General features: G+C 39.1%; 15 protein-coding genes, 1 pseudogene and 1 riboswitch. Of the genes and pseudogenes, 6 read left to right on the top strand and 10 right to left on the bottom strand.

Translation table 11 applies throughout. The annotated features are described in order from the left end of the window. Positions 1-143: 143 nt before the first annotated feature. Both E2K98_RS21025 and cax read right to left on the bottom strand, forming a co-directional pair. Entirely contained in the window at positions 144-911 is a 768-nt protein-coding gene (locus E2K98_RS21025; RefSeq protein WP_407921222.1) for a YfkD famly protein, read from the bottom strand. 593 nt (positions 912-1,504) lie between these two features. After that, positions 1,505-2,563, bottom strand: coding sequence for a calcium/proton exchanger (gene cax / locus E2K98_RS21030; protein ID WP_133337595.1), 1,059 nt, complete (start codon positions 2,561-2,563; stop codon positions 1,505-1,507). Between the two features lie 189 nt (positions 2,564-2,752). Here cax and E2K98_RS21035 point away from each other — a divergent pair, with 189 nt between their 5' ends. Both E2K98_RS21035 and E2K98_RS21040 read left to right on the top strand, forming a co-directional pair. Then, positions 2,753-3,931 carry an MFS transporter gene (locus E2K98_RS21035; RefSeq protein ID WP_133337597.1) on the top strand — a complete coding sequence of 393 codons (1,179 nt, stop codon included), beginning with the start codon at positions 2,753-2,755 and terminating at the stop codon, positions 3,929-3,931. 253 nt (positions 3,932-4,184) lie between these two features. Further along, positions 4,185-6,101, top strand: coding sequence for a heavy metal translocating P-type ATPase (locus E2K98_RS21040; protein WP_133337599.1), 1,917 nt, complete (start codon positions 4,185-4,187; stop codon positions 6,099-6,101). Positions 6,102-6,362: 261 nt separating this feature from the next. Here the strand turns inward: E2K98_RS21040 and E2K98_RS21045 are convergent, their stop codons facing one another. Next, positions 6,363-7,199, bottom strand: a complete 837-nt coding sequence (locus E2K98_RS21045; protein ID WP_133337601.1) for a YihY/virulence factor BrkB family protein — start codon at positions 7,197-7,199, stop codon at positions 6,363-6,365. Positions 7,200-7,220: 21 nt separating this feature from the next. Then, positions 7,221-7,580: a YtxH domain-containing protein gene (locus E2K98_RS21050; protein WP_133337603.1), complete on the bottom strand. Its 360-nt coding sequence runs from the start codon at positions 7,578-7,580 to the stop codon at positions 7,221-7,223. A gap of 203 nt (positions 7,581-7,783) precedes the next feature. On the opposite strand from E2K98_RS21050, the gene E2K98_RS21055 reads away from it, so the two are divergent. Continuing rightward, positions 7,784-8,008, top strand: coding sequence for a DUF1128 domain-containing protein (locus E2K98_RS21055; protein ID WP_133337605.1), 225 nt, complete (start codon positions 7,784-7,786; stop codon positions 8,006-8,008). 26 nt (positions 8,009-8,034) lie between these two features. On the opposite strand, the gene map is transcribed toward E2K98_RS21055, so the two are convergent. Then, a complete protein-coding gene (gene map / locus E2K98_RS21060) occupies positions 8,035-8,784 on the bottom strand; it encodes a type I methionyl aminopeptidase (RefSeq protein WP_133337647.1) in 750 nt (249 codons plus the stop codon). A gap of 215 nt (positions 8,785-8,999) precedes the next feature. Between map and E2K98_RS21065 the strand changes: the two genes are divergently transcribed. Then, on the top strand, positions 9,000-9,323 hold the full coding sequence (locus E2K98_RS21065) for a helix-turn-helix domain-containing protein (RefSeq protein ID WP_026573952.1): 324 nt from the start codon (positions 9,000-9,002) through the stop codon (positions 9,321-9,323). A gap of 75 nt (positions 9,324-9,398) precedes the next feature. Here the strand turns inward: E2K98_RS21065 and E2K98_RS21070 are convergent, their stop codons facing one another. From E2K98_RS21070 to E2K98_RS21080, 3 genes are all read right to left on the bottom strand, one after another. Beyond that, complete coding sequence (locus E2K98_RS21070; RefSeq protein WP_235824892.1) at positions 9,399-9,548, bottom strand: anti-repressor SinI family protein; 150 nt, start codon at positions 9,546-9,548, stop codon at positions 9,399-9,401. A 31-nt stretch (positions 9,549-9,579) separates the two neighbouring features. Next, a riboswitch (cyclic di-GMP riboswitch) is annotated at positions 9,580-9,669 on the bottom strand. Between the two features lie 265 nt (positions 9,670-9,934). Beyond that, positions 9,935-10,906 carry a carbohydrate kinase family protein gene (locus E2K98_RS21075; protein ID WP_235824893.1) on the bottom strand — a complete coding sequence of 324 codons (972 nt, stop codon included), beginning with the start codon at positions 10,904-10,906 and terminating at the stop codon, positions 9,935-9,937. A gap of 697 nt (positions 10,907-11,603) precedes the next feature. After that, entirely contained in the window at positions 11,604-12,665 is a 1,062-nt protein-coding gene (locus E2K98_RS21080) for a YeiH family protein (protein ID WP_133337609.1), read from the bottom strand. A 125-nt stretch (positions 12,666-12,790) separates the two neighbouring features. Here E2K98_RS21080 and E2K98_RS21085 point away from each other — a divergent pair, with 125 nt between their 5' ends. After that, positions 12,791-13,681 carry a LysR family transcriptional regulator gene (locus tag E2K98_RS21085; RefSeq protein ID WP_133337611.1) on the top strand — a complete coding sequence of 297 codons (891 nt, stop codon included), beginning with the start codon at positions 12,791-12,793 and terminating at the stop codon, positions 13,679-13,681. 547 nt (positions 13,682-14,228) lie between these two features. Here the strand turns inward: E2K98_RS21085 and E2K98_RS21090 are convergent. Beyond that, a complete protein-coding gene (locus E2K98_RS21090) occupies positions 14,229-14,603 on the bottom strand; it encodes a DnaJ family domain-containing protein (RefSeq protein ID WP_133337613.1) in 375 nt (124 codons plus the stop codon). 132 nt (positions 14,604-14,735) lie between these two features. Between E2K98_RS21090 and E2K98_RS31105 the strand changes: the two genes are divergently transcribed. Then, positions 14,736-14,894, top strand: a complete 159-nt coding sequence (locus E2K98_RS31105; RefSeq protein ID WP_165976330.1) for a hypothetical protein — start codon at positions 14,736-14,738, stop codon at positions 14,892-14,894. A 32-nt stretch (positions 14,895-14,926) separates the two neighbouring features. Here E2K98_RS31105 and E2K98_RS21095 read toward each other — a convergent pair. Next, positions 14,927-15,170, bottom strand: a pseudogene (locus tag E2K98_RS21095) (histidine ammonia-lyase); the annotation flags it as partial.

Raw genomic sequence — 15,170 nt, forward strand, 5'->3', positions numbered from 1 at the left:
GGTTCAACTAACAATCAGTGGGGGATGGAAAACTCCCCCACTGATTGAAGTTTCACCTTATCCTACCGAAAAAAATACAGTTTGGCAATTTTTTATAAAAAAGACCCCTACCGAACCAATCTGTAGGAGTCTCCTGTGCTAAATCAACGTGGGTGTTCAGGTGCTATGAACCCAAAAGATACAAAATCTTGAACCGGAATCCACGCGCCAATGCCCTGAGAGGTAACATTTTTAACAACAATAAACTTTTTATTTCCTTTTAACATGAGATAGACTTCCCCATACGTAACTTTCCCTTTTTCACTTACCCCTGGTGCATAAGCAAATAAATAGCCTAAGCGGTTAGCTGGAATGTTATAAACATGATCATTTTTCGTTCCACCGCCAATAACCGTTTCAAACGCAAGTGGCAGGCGGGTTTTCTCCATCGCCGTGAGCAGCATCATTTTCTTAACCATTTCTGCATCCGGGATTTTAGAGGTCAAACCGCCACGGACGATTTTTTGCGATTCTTGGACATAGTGAATCTTGTAGGGTGCCTTGCCGCCACGATTATCAAAAAAGTTGGTATTGATTTTTTGATACTCCCAATTCGGCGAGGTTTCCGTTGATTCATAGTTCAGCGGCCATTGCCCTAAATAAACGATGGCACGATAGCCAATCGCAAATGGAGTACTATTAATGCTGGACTCATTAAGCATGCGAATCAAATCAGGATTTTGAATCTTGACCTTCGAAGAGTCAATTAATTTCTTTGTCAAATCACTTGGCTGTAAAAGCGGCAAATCCTGTGTCGAATTCGGATAAGTATTTTCCTTTGAGATATTTCGAACAGAGGATGGGACAGTATATTTAACTGCCTCTCTTTTTACCGTAGCTTTTTCAGCAAAAGCAGTTGGCAAAATTGTCATGATTAATAGCATTGACATAAGGACAGGGGCAAATTTTTTCACTAAAAAAACTCCTTTCAACATATCGCATTACACCGTCTGCTCATAGTTTTTTCGGAGTTCCTAAATATTATCCATTTCAAAAAATAATTTCTGGTCAAGCCTCTGAATTCCTGTTAATTTTTGACCGTTTATAAAGAAATGATACAAAAATGTAATAATCAGAACATTTACAAAATTCTATCATTCATTTATAATAAACTTAACCTTTTAATAAAGGAGGGCAGCAATCAATCTGCTAACCAATTATCATTTAAGGAGGTTGGGATCCCCGACTTATATGAATTTTCAACACTCGTGTTTTTTTCAGGTTCGTTCTTAACTAACATGAAGGTTGGTGATTGATGGTCCCATTTAAAAGCGAGATTGATTTTAGCCTAATTTAAAAATGTCACTATAGCACATGAAGTGTGAATTACCCGTACATGAGAATTAAGTAAAAAGAAGACTCTAAGTCATTTGACTTAGAGTCTTTCCTGGCTGGTAAGAAAGTATAAGTGCAACTATGCCTCATGAACCGCCTTTAAGGCTCGCCAATCGGCGAGTTTTCTTTATTAAAGAAGGAAAAATCCAATCCCCAATATCACATAGGCGGCGATTAAGGTCAATCCCTCGAACCAGTTGGATTCCCCATCATTGGAGATCACAACCATTAGCAAAACGGATGAGACCATTGCGATGAGTTCCTGCCAGCTAAATAAGAGCGGCATCGAGGTTTCAAAGAACAGCGAGATAATAACCAGAACAGGAAGAACAAACATCGCAACCTGTAGTGTCGAGCCGATTGCGATTTCTACTGCAATATCCATTTTATTTTTGAAAGCCATTAAAACTGCCGAAGCATGCTCTGCCGCATTTCCGACAATCGCAACGATGATAATTCCAATGAACATCTCTGTCCAGCCAAAGGATTCCGCCACAACCTCAAAGGTATGAACAAGATGTTCAGAGATATAGGCAACCGCAACAGTGGCAATGGCTAAAACGGCAATCGCTTTTCCTTTTCCCCATTCCGGAGCCTCTTCATCATGAACGACATTTTCTGTGTCATGTTGATAAACCCCCCGATGCGTAACGAGCTTGAAAAATAGTGCAGCTAAATAAAGAATAATCAGGATAATCGAAATTCCAACGCTTAATGTTAGTTTTTTGTCTTCATTCATGTTCATTGAAAAAACTTCTGGAATGACAAAAGCAATCATCACTGCGAACATCAAGAGTCCGGAATTATGTCGGGCATCGTAAATATTAAATTCCTGACGTTTGTATTTAAGACCGCCGACAAAAAAGGATAATCCGGCAACCAGGAGCAGATTCCCTAGTACGGAACCCGTTAGCGAGGCAAGAACAATCCCAACAAGGCCGGCCTTTAAAGAAAAGATTGAAATAATTAACTCAACTGCATTACCAAAGGTTGCATTTAAGAGGCCGCCAATTCGTGGCCCGGCCACAATCGCTAAACTTTCAGTGGCTCTGCCCATATAGCTTGCCAGTGCAATAATCGTTAAACAATAAATAATAAATAAAAGGATACTAGACCAATGTAATAGTGTGCCAATAATTGAAAGAGGCACTCCAATAAATGTCAAGAGCATAAATATTTTATTTGTCACGGCGTTCCCTCCAAATTAAATTTTCCCACAATTTCCACTATTCCCCTGTTAAAAACCCCATCAATGAGAATACACTATTTTGCATCTTATTAAAAGTTTGGATTAATTTTTTGCTTGCAAATACTGGATTTTCTCGTTACCATCATTTAGATACGATTATTTCAGATTAGTAAGTAAGAGGTTAATTTTATGCAAAAAAATCATTTTCATTTTTCGATTTTAGTTAGTATTGTTGCCATCTCCGGGTTTTCTCAAGGAATGCTGCTGCCGCTAATTGCAGTCATCTTTGAAAAAAGTGGTGTTTCTTCCTCATTAAACGGACTAAATGCCACAGCACTTTATATTGGAATTCTCCTCGTCTCTCCTTTTATGGAGATGCCATTACGAAAGTATGGTTACAAACCGGTGATTTTAATAGGAGGAGGAATAGTCGTTGCCGCACTCGCCCTTTTTCCCGTTTGGCAATCCTTTTGGTTTTGGTTTGTTTTGCGTTTACTAATTGGAATCGGCGACCATTCGCTCCATTTTGCCACCCAAACCTGGATTACTTCTTCCTCGCCACTTCATAAACGTGGAAGAAACGTTGCCTTGTACGGATTATTTTTCGGAATTGGCTTTGCAGCTGGTCCGCTGATGACCCCATTGGTTAACATAAATAAGTCTCTTCCGTTCATCGTTTCGTCTGTCCTTTGCTTGATTGGCTGGTTCTTTTTATTGGCTCTAAAGAATGAATACCCAGAACCGGATGCAGGAATCAATTCATTGTTAAGAACGATTAAACGGTTCAGCCAAGCATTGAAATATGGCTGGGTTGCCTTTTTACCCCCCTTTTCATATGGTTTCTTAGAATCATCCTTAAACGGCAGTTTTCCCGTATATGCCTTGCGGACGGACATCAATGTAGCCAGTGTCTCCATTGTGTTATCGGGATTTGCCATCGGCAGTATCTTGACCCAACTTCCTTTAGGCATGATAAGTGACCGCTATGGACGAAGAAATGTGTTAATCACCGTTCTATTTTTGGGATTTTTAAGTTTTACTGTCGCAAGCTTCCTAGAGCATTCCTTAATTGGCCTATTTATTTGTTTTCTTTTTTCCGGAATGGCCGTCGGTTCCACGTTCTCTCTCGGGATTAGCTTTATGACAGACCTGGTTCCAAAAAACCTTTTAGCAACAGGAAATTTGTTATGCGGAATCTTTTTCAGCCTGGGAAGCTTAAGCGGCCCAATTATTGGCGGCCTGTTTATCCAATTTTTCCAAAACGTTAATTTCTTCTATATTATTAGTACGATGCTCCTTGTTCTATCCCTGATTATTTATCTTTTTGGAAAAAGAACCGTTCCGATGCTGGAAGGCCAAAAAAATTAAGGAACGAATCTTCCTATATTCACGGAGCAAATTCATATCGGACGCATAGAATATGTGGTAAAATAAAGTAAATTTAGGATATCCTTAAAAATAAGTGTTCGCTGTCATCATTTGATGACAGCTTTCGTGTTTTTTAAGGGTGCTGAGTTTGATTATTCTTCTCAATAAGAAAAGAAGAAAAGCCTCGAGCGAAAATTAACAACCAAGTTTAACATAGCCAAAAATATTAATCCGGATTATGGAGGGGGAAAAGATGAGTTCAGAAGCGAAATCACTTACACAAGAAATACAAAAGGTTTCTTTCATTGAAAAAATTAAGCCTCACGCAGAGCTAATTGCCGCTGCGGTAAGCGGGCTTTTAATTGTTGCAGGGTGGCTGTTTGATAAATACGATAACGAAGTAGATTCCATCATCGCTTATTTGCTTGCTTTTGTGATTGGAGGCTTTGCCAAGGCGAAAGAAGGGATCGAGGAAACCTATGAAAATAAAGAACTGAATGTCGAAATGCTGATGATTTTTGCCGCAATTGGTTCAGCGATTATTGGCTACTGGACAGAAGGAGCCGTGTTAATTTTTATTTTTGCAGTCAGTGGTGCTTTAGAAACCTATACGATGAATAAGAGTCATAAAGAAATTTCTTCGTTAATGGAGCTTCAGCCTGAAGAAGCCCTCCTCATTAAGAACGGGGTCGAAAAAAGAATTCCAACCTCTGAGCTGCAGGTAGGGGATCAAATTCTTGTAAAACCCGGCGAGCGGATCCCTTCAGACGGGATGATCGTAAAAGGAAAAACCAATATCGATGAAGCAGCCATCACCGGGGAATCGATGCCTGTTTCGAAAGGGGATCAGGAGGAAGTCTTTGCCGGAACAGTTAATCTAACAGGTTCCATTACGGTTCAAGTAACCAAAGCAAGCAGTGACACCCTTTTTCAAAAAATCATTCAGCTTGTTCAATCGGCCCAAAGCGAAAAATCTCCTTCCCAGCTTTTTATTGAACGCTTCGAAGGAACTTATGTAAAGGCTGTTCTGGCTGTAGTAATCCTGATGTTTTTCATTCCGCACTTTCTACTGGACTGGAGCTGGCATGAATCCTTTTACAGAGCAATGATTTTGTTAGTGGTTGCCTCCCCATGTGCATTGGTGGCATCCATCATGCCTGCCACCTTATCCGCCATATCCAATGGAGCGAAGCATGGAATCTTGGTAAAGGGCGGTGTTCATCTCGAGAATTTGAGCTCTTTAGAAGCCATTGCCTTTGATAAAACCGGAACTCTCACAAAAGGAAGACCCGAGGTAACCGAGGTTATAGTAAATGATGGCTTGGATCGGGAGGATCTTTTATGGAAAGCGGCTTCGATTGAGAACCATTCGAACCATCCGCTTGCACAAGCCATTGTCAAATATGCAAAACAACAGCTGAATAGGGAACTTCTTCATCCTGATTCTCTTGAAGACCTACCTGGCTGGGGTGTAAAAGCAAGTATTGGCCTTGAACATTGGAAAATTGGGAAAGCCGATTTTGTTGGAAAAGAAATGGCAGATGCATTTGCAAATGGAAAAGCAAAAGAATTGGCCAGCCTTGGAAATACCCTTGTTTTCGTTGAAATCAATGGTGCTCTTTCCGCCATGATTGCCTTGAAGGATGTAGTCAGGGAAGAAACTAAAATAGCCATTGATCAATTAAAACAAAAAGGAATTTATACTGTCATGCTTACAGGGGACAGTCAAACAACAGCGAGCGCCATTGCTGCTGAAAGTCATGTTGATCAATTTTTTGCTGAATGCTTACCAGAAGAAAAAGTAGAGCAGTTGAAAGAATTAAAGAACAAGTTTAAAACTGTGGCAATGGTGGGTGACGGGATTAATGATGCCCCTGCCCTAGCCATTGCAAATGTTGGAATTGCCATGGGTGAGGGTACAGATGTTGCGCTAGAAACAGCAGATATTGTCTTAATGAAAAATGATTTACCAAGGATTGCGGAAGCTGTTCGCCTCTCGCAAAGAATGAATAAAATTATCAAGCAAAATGTTATTTTTTCTATATCTGTCATCATGCTTTTAATTGCTTCGAACTTTTTCCAGCTGCTTGATTTGCCATTCGGAGTAATTGGCCATGAAGGAAGCACAATTTTGGTCATTCTAAATAGCTTAAGGCTTCTAAAGTCATAAGGAAGACCGGGATGATATCCCGGCCTTTTTTTATTTGTCCAGTAAGCACCAAGATGCTTCCGCTTTTTAGTGATATCCGTTTGAACCGTTTGCAGACCCAGAAGTTTTTTGTTTTGGATGATTCTTTTTCCCTTTTTGTTTTGTTCCGCCATCTTTTTTCGTCGCTTTAGTCATGGTGTAAGCCTCCCTTAAGATTGTAGGTAACCCCCAATTATAGTTTGAGCAAATCCCACGTTTTCATAAAGGAAAAATGAGGAGCACTTAACAGTTTTTCTTACTTCTTTCACTATAAAACGCGTTAATTTCCCCACCTAAAACGATGATGAAGGCCGATAAATACAGCCATATCATTAACACAATGATCGCTCCAATACTTCCGTAGGTCAGTGAAAAATTACTAAAATTCTCAACATAAAAGCGTAATCCCATAGAAGTAACAATCCAGCCGACTGTGGCAAAGGCCGCACCCGGAAATGCGCTTCTGCACCGCAATTTCACATTCGGAGCAATCCAATATAAACCTGTAAAAATCAAGAACAAAATAATCGCACTCACAAGATAGCTTAGAGTGTCCCAAATCTTACCAAACTCGTCCGAAAATCCTACCTGTGAAAATAAAAATACGCCAATTTCTCTCCCAAAAACCGGTAAAATAATGGCAAGGAGAAAAACAAAAATCATTCCCAGAGTTAAGAGAATCGCCACTCCTCTTGCAACAATAAAGGAACGGTTTTCTTTCGCATTGTAGGCTTTATTAAAAGCCCTGACTACTGCATTAATTCCGTTTGAAGCTGACCAGATGGTACCGATTATACCAAACGATAGCAGCCCGCCATTACGGTGATTCATGATATATTTCACATTTTTCTCAATTAAATCCATTGCTTCTACCGGAGCAAAACCTTTGATCACTCCAAGAACATCTTGATGTGGGATAGGGATATATGGAAGTAATGTAAAAAGAACAATGAGGAGAGGAAACAAGGAAAGGAGAAAAAAATAGGCGAGCTGGGCACTTAAACCATTCAAATCATCTTCTTCAATCCTGTGCCATAGTAATCGAATTAAAGATGAACGAACATTTCCTCCCTTTTCCACGCTTATCCCTCCTTCATGATTTTAATCTTCTTTAATAACGACATCCATAACGTCTGAGTCTTCATGATCGATAAAGGCATCTTTTGTTTCTTTTACCATATCGGTTACCTTCGGGGTGAGTTCGCGAAGTTCCTCCACTTTCTCAGTGATATAGGAAATATCCTCGCTCATTTCCTCTACCGTTTCTTTTATTCTGATTGCTGTTTCTTTTATTTGTCCTGCAACCTCCTGCGGATGCTTTACTATATAGAGTCCTTTGCTGGAAACCTTTAAAACATTTTCCTTCATTACTTCCCTAGTATCTTTATCTAAAAGGCTGATTACACCACCCGCTAATGCTCCATATAGCATTCCTTTCCAAAATTGATTCCTCTTTGTCACTTTAAACTCTCCTTCTTTGCTACAATTTATCATCTTTACTCCCATTTTGCGATAAGCCCATTCCCTATGCAAGTTTAAATGGTAATAATTAATATTCTTTCATAAACATTCCCCTTTTGTAAAAGAACAAAACACTATTTTTATTGACATCTACCCATTATAATGAAAAGATGAGGATAAAAATTCAAAAGAGGGGGTCCGGGATGAATTTAGCAGAAAGATCGACTGAAAATGTTGAATATATGATTGAACAAATTAAAGAAAAATTAAAGGTCCTAAACTTGGGCGCCATAAAACCATCTCATTTCGATGAAGAAATGTACGAAGATCTAAAAGAAATTTATGAACTGGTCATGAAGAAAAATTCCTTCAGTCCAAATGAAATGCAGGCGCTCGTAGAGGAATTAGGAAACCTTCGAAAAAAATAAAAAAGCAGACCCTGTGGGTTTGCTTTTTATTTTTGTTCTGTCAAGATGATTGGGCCATCCTTTGTAATCGCAATGGTATGTTCATATTGGGCAGAATAAGTTCCATCAACGGTTCTTGCCGTCCAGCCGTTCAAATCCATTTTTGTATGGTACATACCGATATTTACCATTGGTTCAATCGTGAACACCATTCCTTCTTTAATGCGAGGTCCTTTTCCCGGAAGGCCGTAATGTGGAACATCCGGTTTCTCGTGAATGACAGTTCCAATTCCATGTCCAATGAAATCCCGTACAACCGATAGACCTTCACTTTCAACATATTTTTGAATTGCGTGTCCGATATCTCCAATTCGATTCCCTGGAACCGATTGTTCAATTCCTTTATAAAGTGCCTCTTTTGTTACTTTTAATAAGTGGTCGGTTTCAGGAGAGACATTGCCCACAGCATAGGACCATGCTGAATCGGCCAATGCTCCATTATAGTTGACCACCATATCGATCGTGACAATATCTCCATCTTTCAAGGGTTCTTTTCTTGGGAATCCATGACAGATTTCATCATTAATACTTGCACATGTGGCAAATTCATACCCTTTATAACCCTTTTGCTCCGGTGAAGCGTTATTTTTCCGTAAAAAATCATCAACGAATTCTTCAATTTCCCAGGTCGTAATACCTGGTTTAATTAATTTGGCAATTTCTTTATGGCATGAAGCAAGAATTTCTCCCGCTTTCTTCATTGCTTCAATTTCTCTTTGTGATTTTAAGACAATCATTGTTTTCCCTGCCTTTTTATATTTTTCAGTATTCACTCTAAAAACATCTTATCTCTATCCAAGCTTTTTTTCAAAGAAGTGATTTAAGAATTTATTAATTCTTTGTTAACTTCGAGCGTATATTGTAAAAAATACGCCGTTCGTAATATGGAACTTTTTTCTCCCTTTTGGTAATATTATAATATAGATTATCTTTATTAGGTGTGTGAGATGCCATGATTGGAGAACGAGTAAAAAAACTGCGGTTAGAAAAGAAAATGTCCCTTTCCGAACTTGCTGAACAGGCAGGAGTCGCAAAGTCTTATTTGAGTTCCCTAGAAAGAAACTTACAAACAAATCCTTCTATTCAATTTCTCGAAAAAATTTCAGCAGTCTTAAATGTCCCTGTTGATTATTTAATCCATGAACGAATTGATCAAGAGGAATTGGACAGCGAGTGGATGAAGATTGTAAAAGAAGCAATGAATTCTGGAGTTTCCAAACAACAATTCCGTGATTTTCTTGAATTTAACAAGTGGCGGGCTGACCAAAATAAGTAGTATTACTTTTTAAAAAAAGAAAGCATTCCCAAAAGGATTATTCATCTTTTTAGGAATGCCTTTTTTGTATGTACCTTAACATTGCTTAACCAACTGCTCCTTCATATCATTTTGATTTAGAAATGTTCGAACTGTTTCCTTGTCAATTCCAAGTTTTTTTGCTTCGAGTATTAGAGCAATCCATTCTTCATCCATAACTTCAACGATACATTCTGTGTTTCTCAACTAAATTCACCCCTAAAATACTTATCGTATTCCAGGTAGCCCGGCCATCATAGCAAGATTCACTTACCTTAGATCCTCGGCTTTGCGTCCCTCTTTTTCAAAAGGTTTGCCTTTTTCTGATTGTATTGTTCATAGAATAAATAATTATTTATTACTTAGGACTAAATACTTAACCCTTAACGATACGTTTATTATAAATAGTTCTTTTTTAGTAGGGTGTTAGATTTTGTCAGTTTAATCCTATTTTCAAATTACTTTTTATCACAAATTATTCCTTTTTTTGACAAAAGACTGCCAATACATAAAGAAACATATCATTTATATACAAAAAATCCATATTTTCGAATAAAAAAGAGGGAATTTTTGTCGAATTCCCTCCCTTTTCCTTATCTTTGAAATGCAAAAGTAGATTTAAATCCTTTTTGCCCTGGTCCCCTGCAGAAATATCGTTGAAATGAATCCGTTAAGTTTTGATTGTTTAGTTCTGGATTTACAGTTTCTTTCGACCGAATGGTTAAATAGGAACAAGAAAGACCTATTTTGCAAGAGTCCTCTGTATTTAACCCCTTTAAATCCGCATATATTATTCCAGCAATAAGCGAATCACCTGCACCTGTTACGTCCGTAACCGGCACCTCAGGGGCAACCAATGCTCCGGCTTCCCCGTCTTTGGTAAAATAAATTAATCCCTTATCGCCTCTACTGATAACGACCTTTTTAACGCCCTTGTTTAGAATCTCTACAGCCGCCTTAAAAAAGTCCCCCTCAGTCTTTATTTTAATATTGGACAATGCTTCTGCCTCTTTTTCATTTGCAACGAGCCATGTAATTCCTTCAAGCGAACGTGGTAATTTTTCAGACTTTGCTACTGAAACCGTAGCAATGCAAATAGGAATATTTTCACTCCTGCAATGTTGAATAACGAGCTCAATGATTACTGCAGGTAGATTTGTATCAAGTAATACGATGGCTGGCCGGTCTTGTGGCCATTTTTTTCCAATAAAATCCTCTTCCACATGATCATAAATAGCCATATCAGCCAACGCGATTGCCATTTCGCCTTCTTCATCTAGGACAGCTGTATAGGTACCCGTTGACTTTCCAGGCAGTGCCTCCAAAAGGCTTACATCGACATATTCTCCTGTTGTTTTACGAAGCCATTTTCCTTCAGAGTCATCTCCTATATAGCCAAGTAAGGAACTATTAAGACCGAGACGCCCAAGGTTTTCAGCAATATTTCTTGCTACTCCGCCACAGGACATCGTACTCTTTGCAGGATTCGATGTTTTAAAGGTAAGGTGATTTATCGTTTGTATTTTGCGATCTATATTGGCTCCGCCAATACAAAGAACATTCATGGTTTCAAACACTCCTCTGGACAGGTAACTAAGAATCAGGATTCGACAAAAATCCTCTCCACTATAACTAGTACGATACAAACCTAATAAAATCCTTTGGATAAAATTGTATTTCGTTGCATTTTGTGCAAACGTTTTCCTTGAAAAGTTGATAAACCAAGGCCTCATTAGCTCTTATATTTTTTTAGGCTGTGTTAAAGGACAATGTTGATTTTGAACAACGTTGATTGGTTCAGAAGGCATGAAGACTCCTCGAAAATGCTAACGCATTTTCTTCGTGCGTGGGCGGATTCAAGGAAGCAATTCAGTGTCCTGTGGGAGCACGGGACAGGGGAGACACCGCAGGAGCGAAGCGACGATGAGGCTCCCCGAACCGCCCACGAACCGCTTGTGCCTGGAGCGGAAATCAACAACCAGGTTTAACAGAGCCTTTTTTTAATTTCTTAGACCAAAAAATTTGTCTGAATTGTGACATTTAGCATATAATGTAAATAATATATAAATATTCTAAATATTATAAAAATATGGGAGGTATAGGAAAATATGACTATTCTTCATATATTGAATTACTCTATTCCCATTGGTTTTATTGTGTTCTTTGGTTTTCTCCTTGACCATATGTGCAAACCTGGTAATCCAGAACAAAAAGCTGGCGATGAATGAAGTCTAGTCAATAGATTTCACCAAAGCCAGCTTTTTACGAGATAAAAAAGGTAACGATTGAAAGTACCACAGACGTAATCAGCATTGCAATTAGCGGGCGGGCTGCTTTTGTTCGGAGATCCCGCAGGCTAACATTTAAACCGAGACCGACCATGGCAGAAGTCAAAATAAAAGTAGTAGCCGTTGCGACCCCGTCTAACGCTGTTTTTGAAACTGGAATCGACTTACCGAAGACATAGCTTCCAAGCAAACTCATTAAAATAAAACCAATTAAAAACCATGGAAATTCAATTTTTGTATCTCCTGGATTCGAAGTATTTTTCCGTTTCATCCAATACATAAGTATAAAAGATAATGGAACTAGCAGCAGTACCCTGCCTAATTTCGCCAGTAGGGCAATCGCTAAGCCATCAGGACCAGCAGGAGCTCCTGCCAAAGCGACATGGGCAATTTCATGTAGGCTGGTACCGCTCCAAATTCCATATTCAATCGCCGATAATGGAAGAAAAGGTCTTAGGATGGTATAAACGATGGAAAATATCGTTCCAACTAATGCAATAATCCCTACTCCTATCGCGGTATCTTCATCCTTTGCTTTGATAATAGGTGAAACGGCTGCAATGGCTGCTGCCCCGCATACTCCAGTACCAACTCCCAAGAGAAGAGAGAGAGTTGATTCTGCTTTCAATAATTTTCCGAGCCAAACGGTTAATACTATAGCAAAAGCAATAACACCCACATCGCGTGCAAGTAGTCCAAGCCCTTGATGCAGTACAATATCAATATTTAGTTTTAAGCCGTACAAAATGATGGCAAAGCGCAAAAAACGTTTCGCGGAAAATTGAATACCGGCGCGCAGTTTTTCTGGATATCCGAAAAATTGCCGGTAGAATACCGCAATAACGATTGCACAAGCCAGCGGGCCAACATGATCAAAACCAGGGACTTTTGATAAAGCATAGCCAAGCGCTGCAACAACAATCGTAAAGGCGATTCCACCTAACCATAAACCGCCGGAAGGCTTAGGTTCCAGATTTTTTTGCTGAAGATCGGCCTGTTCAGTGACAGATAATGCTTTAGCATTTAGGTTCCCCATATTTATCACCTCATTTAATTTCTAATTTTAGAATACTCCTGGTTCATGTATAAGGAAAATAAAGATATATAATAGGTATGATAAGTAAATTTATATACATAAGGAACCGAAGCGGGGGTAATCGGATGGATCAACATTTAGAGGTGTTTATAAAGGTTGTGGAAAAGGAGAATTTTTCGAAAGCTGCAGAAGATCTGCATATGACACAGCCTGCGGTCAGTCAATATATCAGGACTTTAGAAGAATCGGTCGGCGCTAGACTGCTTGAAAGGAGTAATAAATATGTGCGCCTCAATAAGGCAGGGGAAATTGTTTATCATCATGCAAAAGAAATTTTGGCACTTCACACAAAAATGCAATCATTAGTCGATGATCTGACCAATAAGGCAAGCGGGCAGATTTCAATTGGTGCGAGCTATACATTTGGTGAATATATTCTGCCGCATATTATATCGAGAATGCAGTGGCAATATCCCTTGATTCGTCCATCAATCAAGATTCAAAATACAAAGGAAGTGATCGAGCTCGTAAGAATGCATCAATTGGATATAGGAATAATCGAGGGTATTTTGAAGGATGATCATTTAAGTTCAGAAGTCATTTCGGAAGATAAAATGGTGGTTGTTGCTTCGCCCACTCATCATCTTTTATCGAAACTTGGTGAAAAACGAATTTCTGATTTGGTGGATGAAACATGGATTTTAAGAGAGGAAGGTTCCGGTACAAGGGAAGCTGCGGAAAACTTTTTTCGCTTACATAACTTTACGCCAAAAAAAATTATGGAATTTGGAAGTACTCAGGTGATAAAAGAGTCCGTTGAGGCAGGTCTGGGGATCAGCCTATTGTCACGCTGGGCTATTGAGAAAGAGGTTGTTCATAGCTACATCCGGATCATTCATATTGAGGGTCTGCCTTTCAAACGGAATTTTTCGATGATTACTCAGTCCGCCTATCAAACAAAAGCCTTAAAGACATTTATTGAAATTGTGAGGGAGTATTTGTCGGATTTTAGTTAGTTTCGTCTAAATAGGAGGTTGGAAGGACACTTTCTAGGGTTTCTTCTTGATTTTGTCTTTCTAACTGCTCTAGAAAGACACTTTCTCGCGTTTCTTCCGTGATTTTGTCTTTCTAGCTGCTCTGGAAAGACACTTTCTCGCGTTTCTTCCGTGATTTTGTCTTTCTAGCTGCTCTGGAAAGACACTTTCTCGCGTTTCTTCCGTAATTTTGTCTTTCTAACTGCTCTAGAAAGACACTTTCTCGCGTTTCTTCCGTGATTTTGTCTTTCTAGCTGCTCTGGAAGGACACTTTCTCGCGTTTCTTCCGTGATTTTGTCTTTCTAACTGCTCTAGAAAGACACTTTCTCGCGTTTCTTCCGTGATTTTGTCTTTCTAGTTGCTCTGGAAAGACACTTTCTACAGTTTCTTCCGTGATTATGTCTTTCTAGCTGCTCTAGAAAGACACTTTCTACAGTTTCTTCCGTGATTATGTCTTTCTAGCTGCTCAGGAAGGACACTTTTACCCATACTTTTTAGTAATTTGTCCTTCCAGCGCCTCTGAAAGGGGTTATTTCAACTTATTGTGCACCTTATGTTCATAGTTTTTGAAAAAAGAGGAATTCGTTTTAACGCCTCGTTTGGACATCATTTGATTGAATCGTAAAAGTTTTTCATTTAGCTTTTTTCTAAGACCTTCCCGCTCCCTCGGGTCATCACATTTTTTCATTAAATCCTCAATTGTCGTCAGTTCCCTGCGCAAATGGCTTTCTTCCTCGGTATACCCAGCATTTTTTAACAGTTTATAAGCCATGCGCAATTCCTCAGGAACTCCTGCGAGGTCATCGAGCGGAAGCGGCTTGCCCATCCCAGGGAGATTTTCAAACTCTCCATCCTCATATGCTTTTTTTATCCGTTCTTCTGAGACAATATGAAATAGATCCATGTTATAGCCTCCTTTTACCATACCTACTATGTAAAGTATATCAACTATCCATTTATATGCCTATCAGCCAAAATGTAATTTTTTATCTTCATTGGGGGAATGCTACAAGCGTAAACGAAAGGAGTGTTGAGTTTGGCACGCGGAGAACATTTTAATCATAAAAAGAAAAACCACCCAGGTGATTTTCCAAAAAACAGCCTGACCGCAAAACATACTAGAGAAGTCATTGAAGATGAAGAACTAATCGTCACCCAGGAGGCATTCAAAAATAGAGTCGAAGAGGAAGAATAAAAAGCGTGAGGGACACCTCACGCTTTTTCATATTACAATACTACTGATTGTGTTAATTCAGCAAAATCCATTGTTTTGAGGCCTTCTGCTGCTCTTTCAATATCCTTCGAGAAAATACGGTCCTTTGTAATAGAAGGAACAATTTCTCTTCCCTTTTCGTAAAGTCTTCTTGTTTGTGTAGCCATTTTATCCACACCACGGTATTCTACAGCCTGCATGGCACAAATCAATTCAATCGCAAGAACTCTTCTTGCATTTTGAATAATTTGATGAGCG

The sequence above is a fragment of the Bacillus salipaludis genome, from assembly GCF_004358205.1.

Bases quoted from the DNA above. Each gene is read 5' to 3' on its own strand.
- E2K98_RS21065 (WP_026573952.1), top strand. From the start codon at position 9,000: ATGATTGGAGAACGAGTAAAAAAACTGCGGTTAGAAAAGAAAATGTCC.
- E2K98_RS21055 (WP_133337605.1), top strand. From the start codon at position 7,784: ATGAATTTAGCAGAAAGATCGACTGAAAATGTTGAATATATGATTGAA.
- E2K98_RS21025 (WP_407921222.1), bottom strand. From the start codon at position 911: ATGACAATTTTGCCAACTGCTTTTGCTGAAAAAGCTACGGTAAAAAGA.
- E2K98_RS21085 (WP_133337611.1), top strand. From the start codon at position 12,791: ATGGATCAACATTTAGAGGTGTTTATAAAGGTTGTGGAAAAGGAGAAT.
- E2K98_RS21040 (WP_133337599.1), top strand. From the start codon at position 4,185: ATGAGTTCAGAAGCGAAATCACTTACACAAGAAATACAAAAGGTTTCT.
- E2K98_RS21075 (WP_235824893.1), bottom strand. From the start codon at position 10,906: ATGAATGTTCTTTGTATTGGCGGAGCCAATATAGATCGCAAAATACAA.
- E2K98_RS21080 (WP_133337609.1), bottom strand. From the start codon at position 12,665: ATGGGGAACCTAAATGCTAAAGCATTATCTGTCACTGAACAGGCCGAT.
- E2K98_RS21090 (WP_133337613.1), bottom strand. From the start codon at position 14,603: ATGGATCTATTTCATATTGTCTCAGAAGAACGGATAAAAAAAGCATAT.
- map (WP_133337647.1), bottom strand. From the start codon at position 8,784: ATGATTGTCTTAAAATCACAAAGAGAAATTGAAGCAATGAAGAAAGCG.
- E2K98_RS21035 (WP_133337597.1), top strand. From the start codon at position 2,753: ATGCAAAAAAATCATTTTCATTTTTCGATTTTAGTTAGTATTGTTGCC.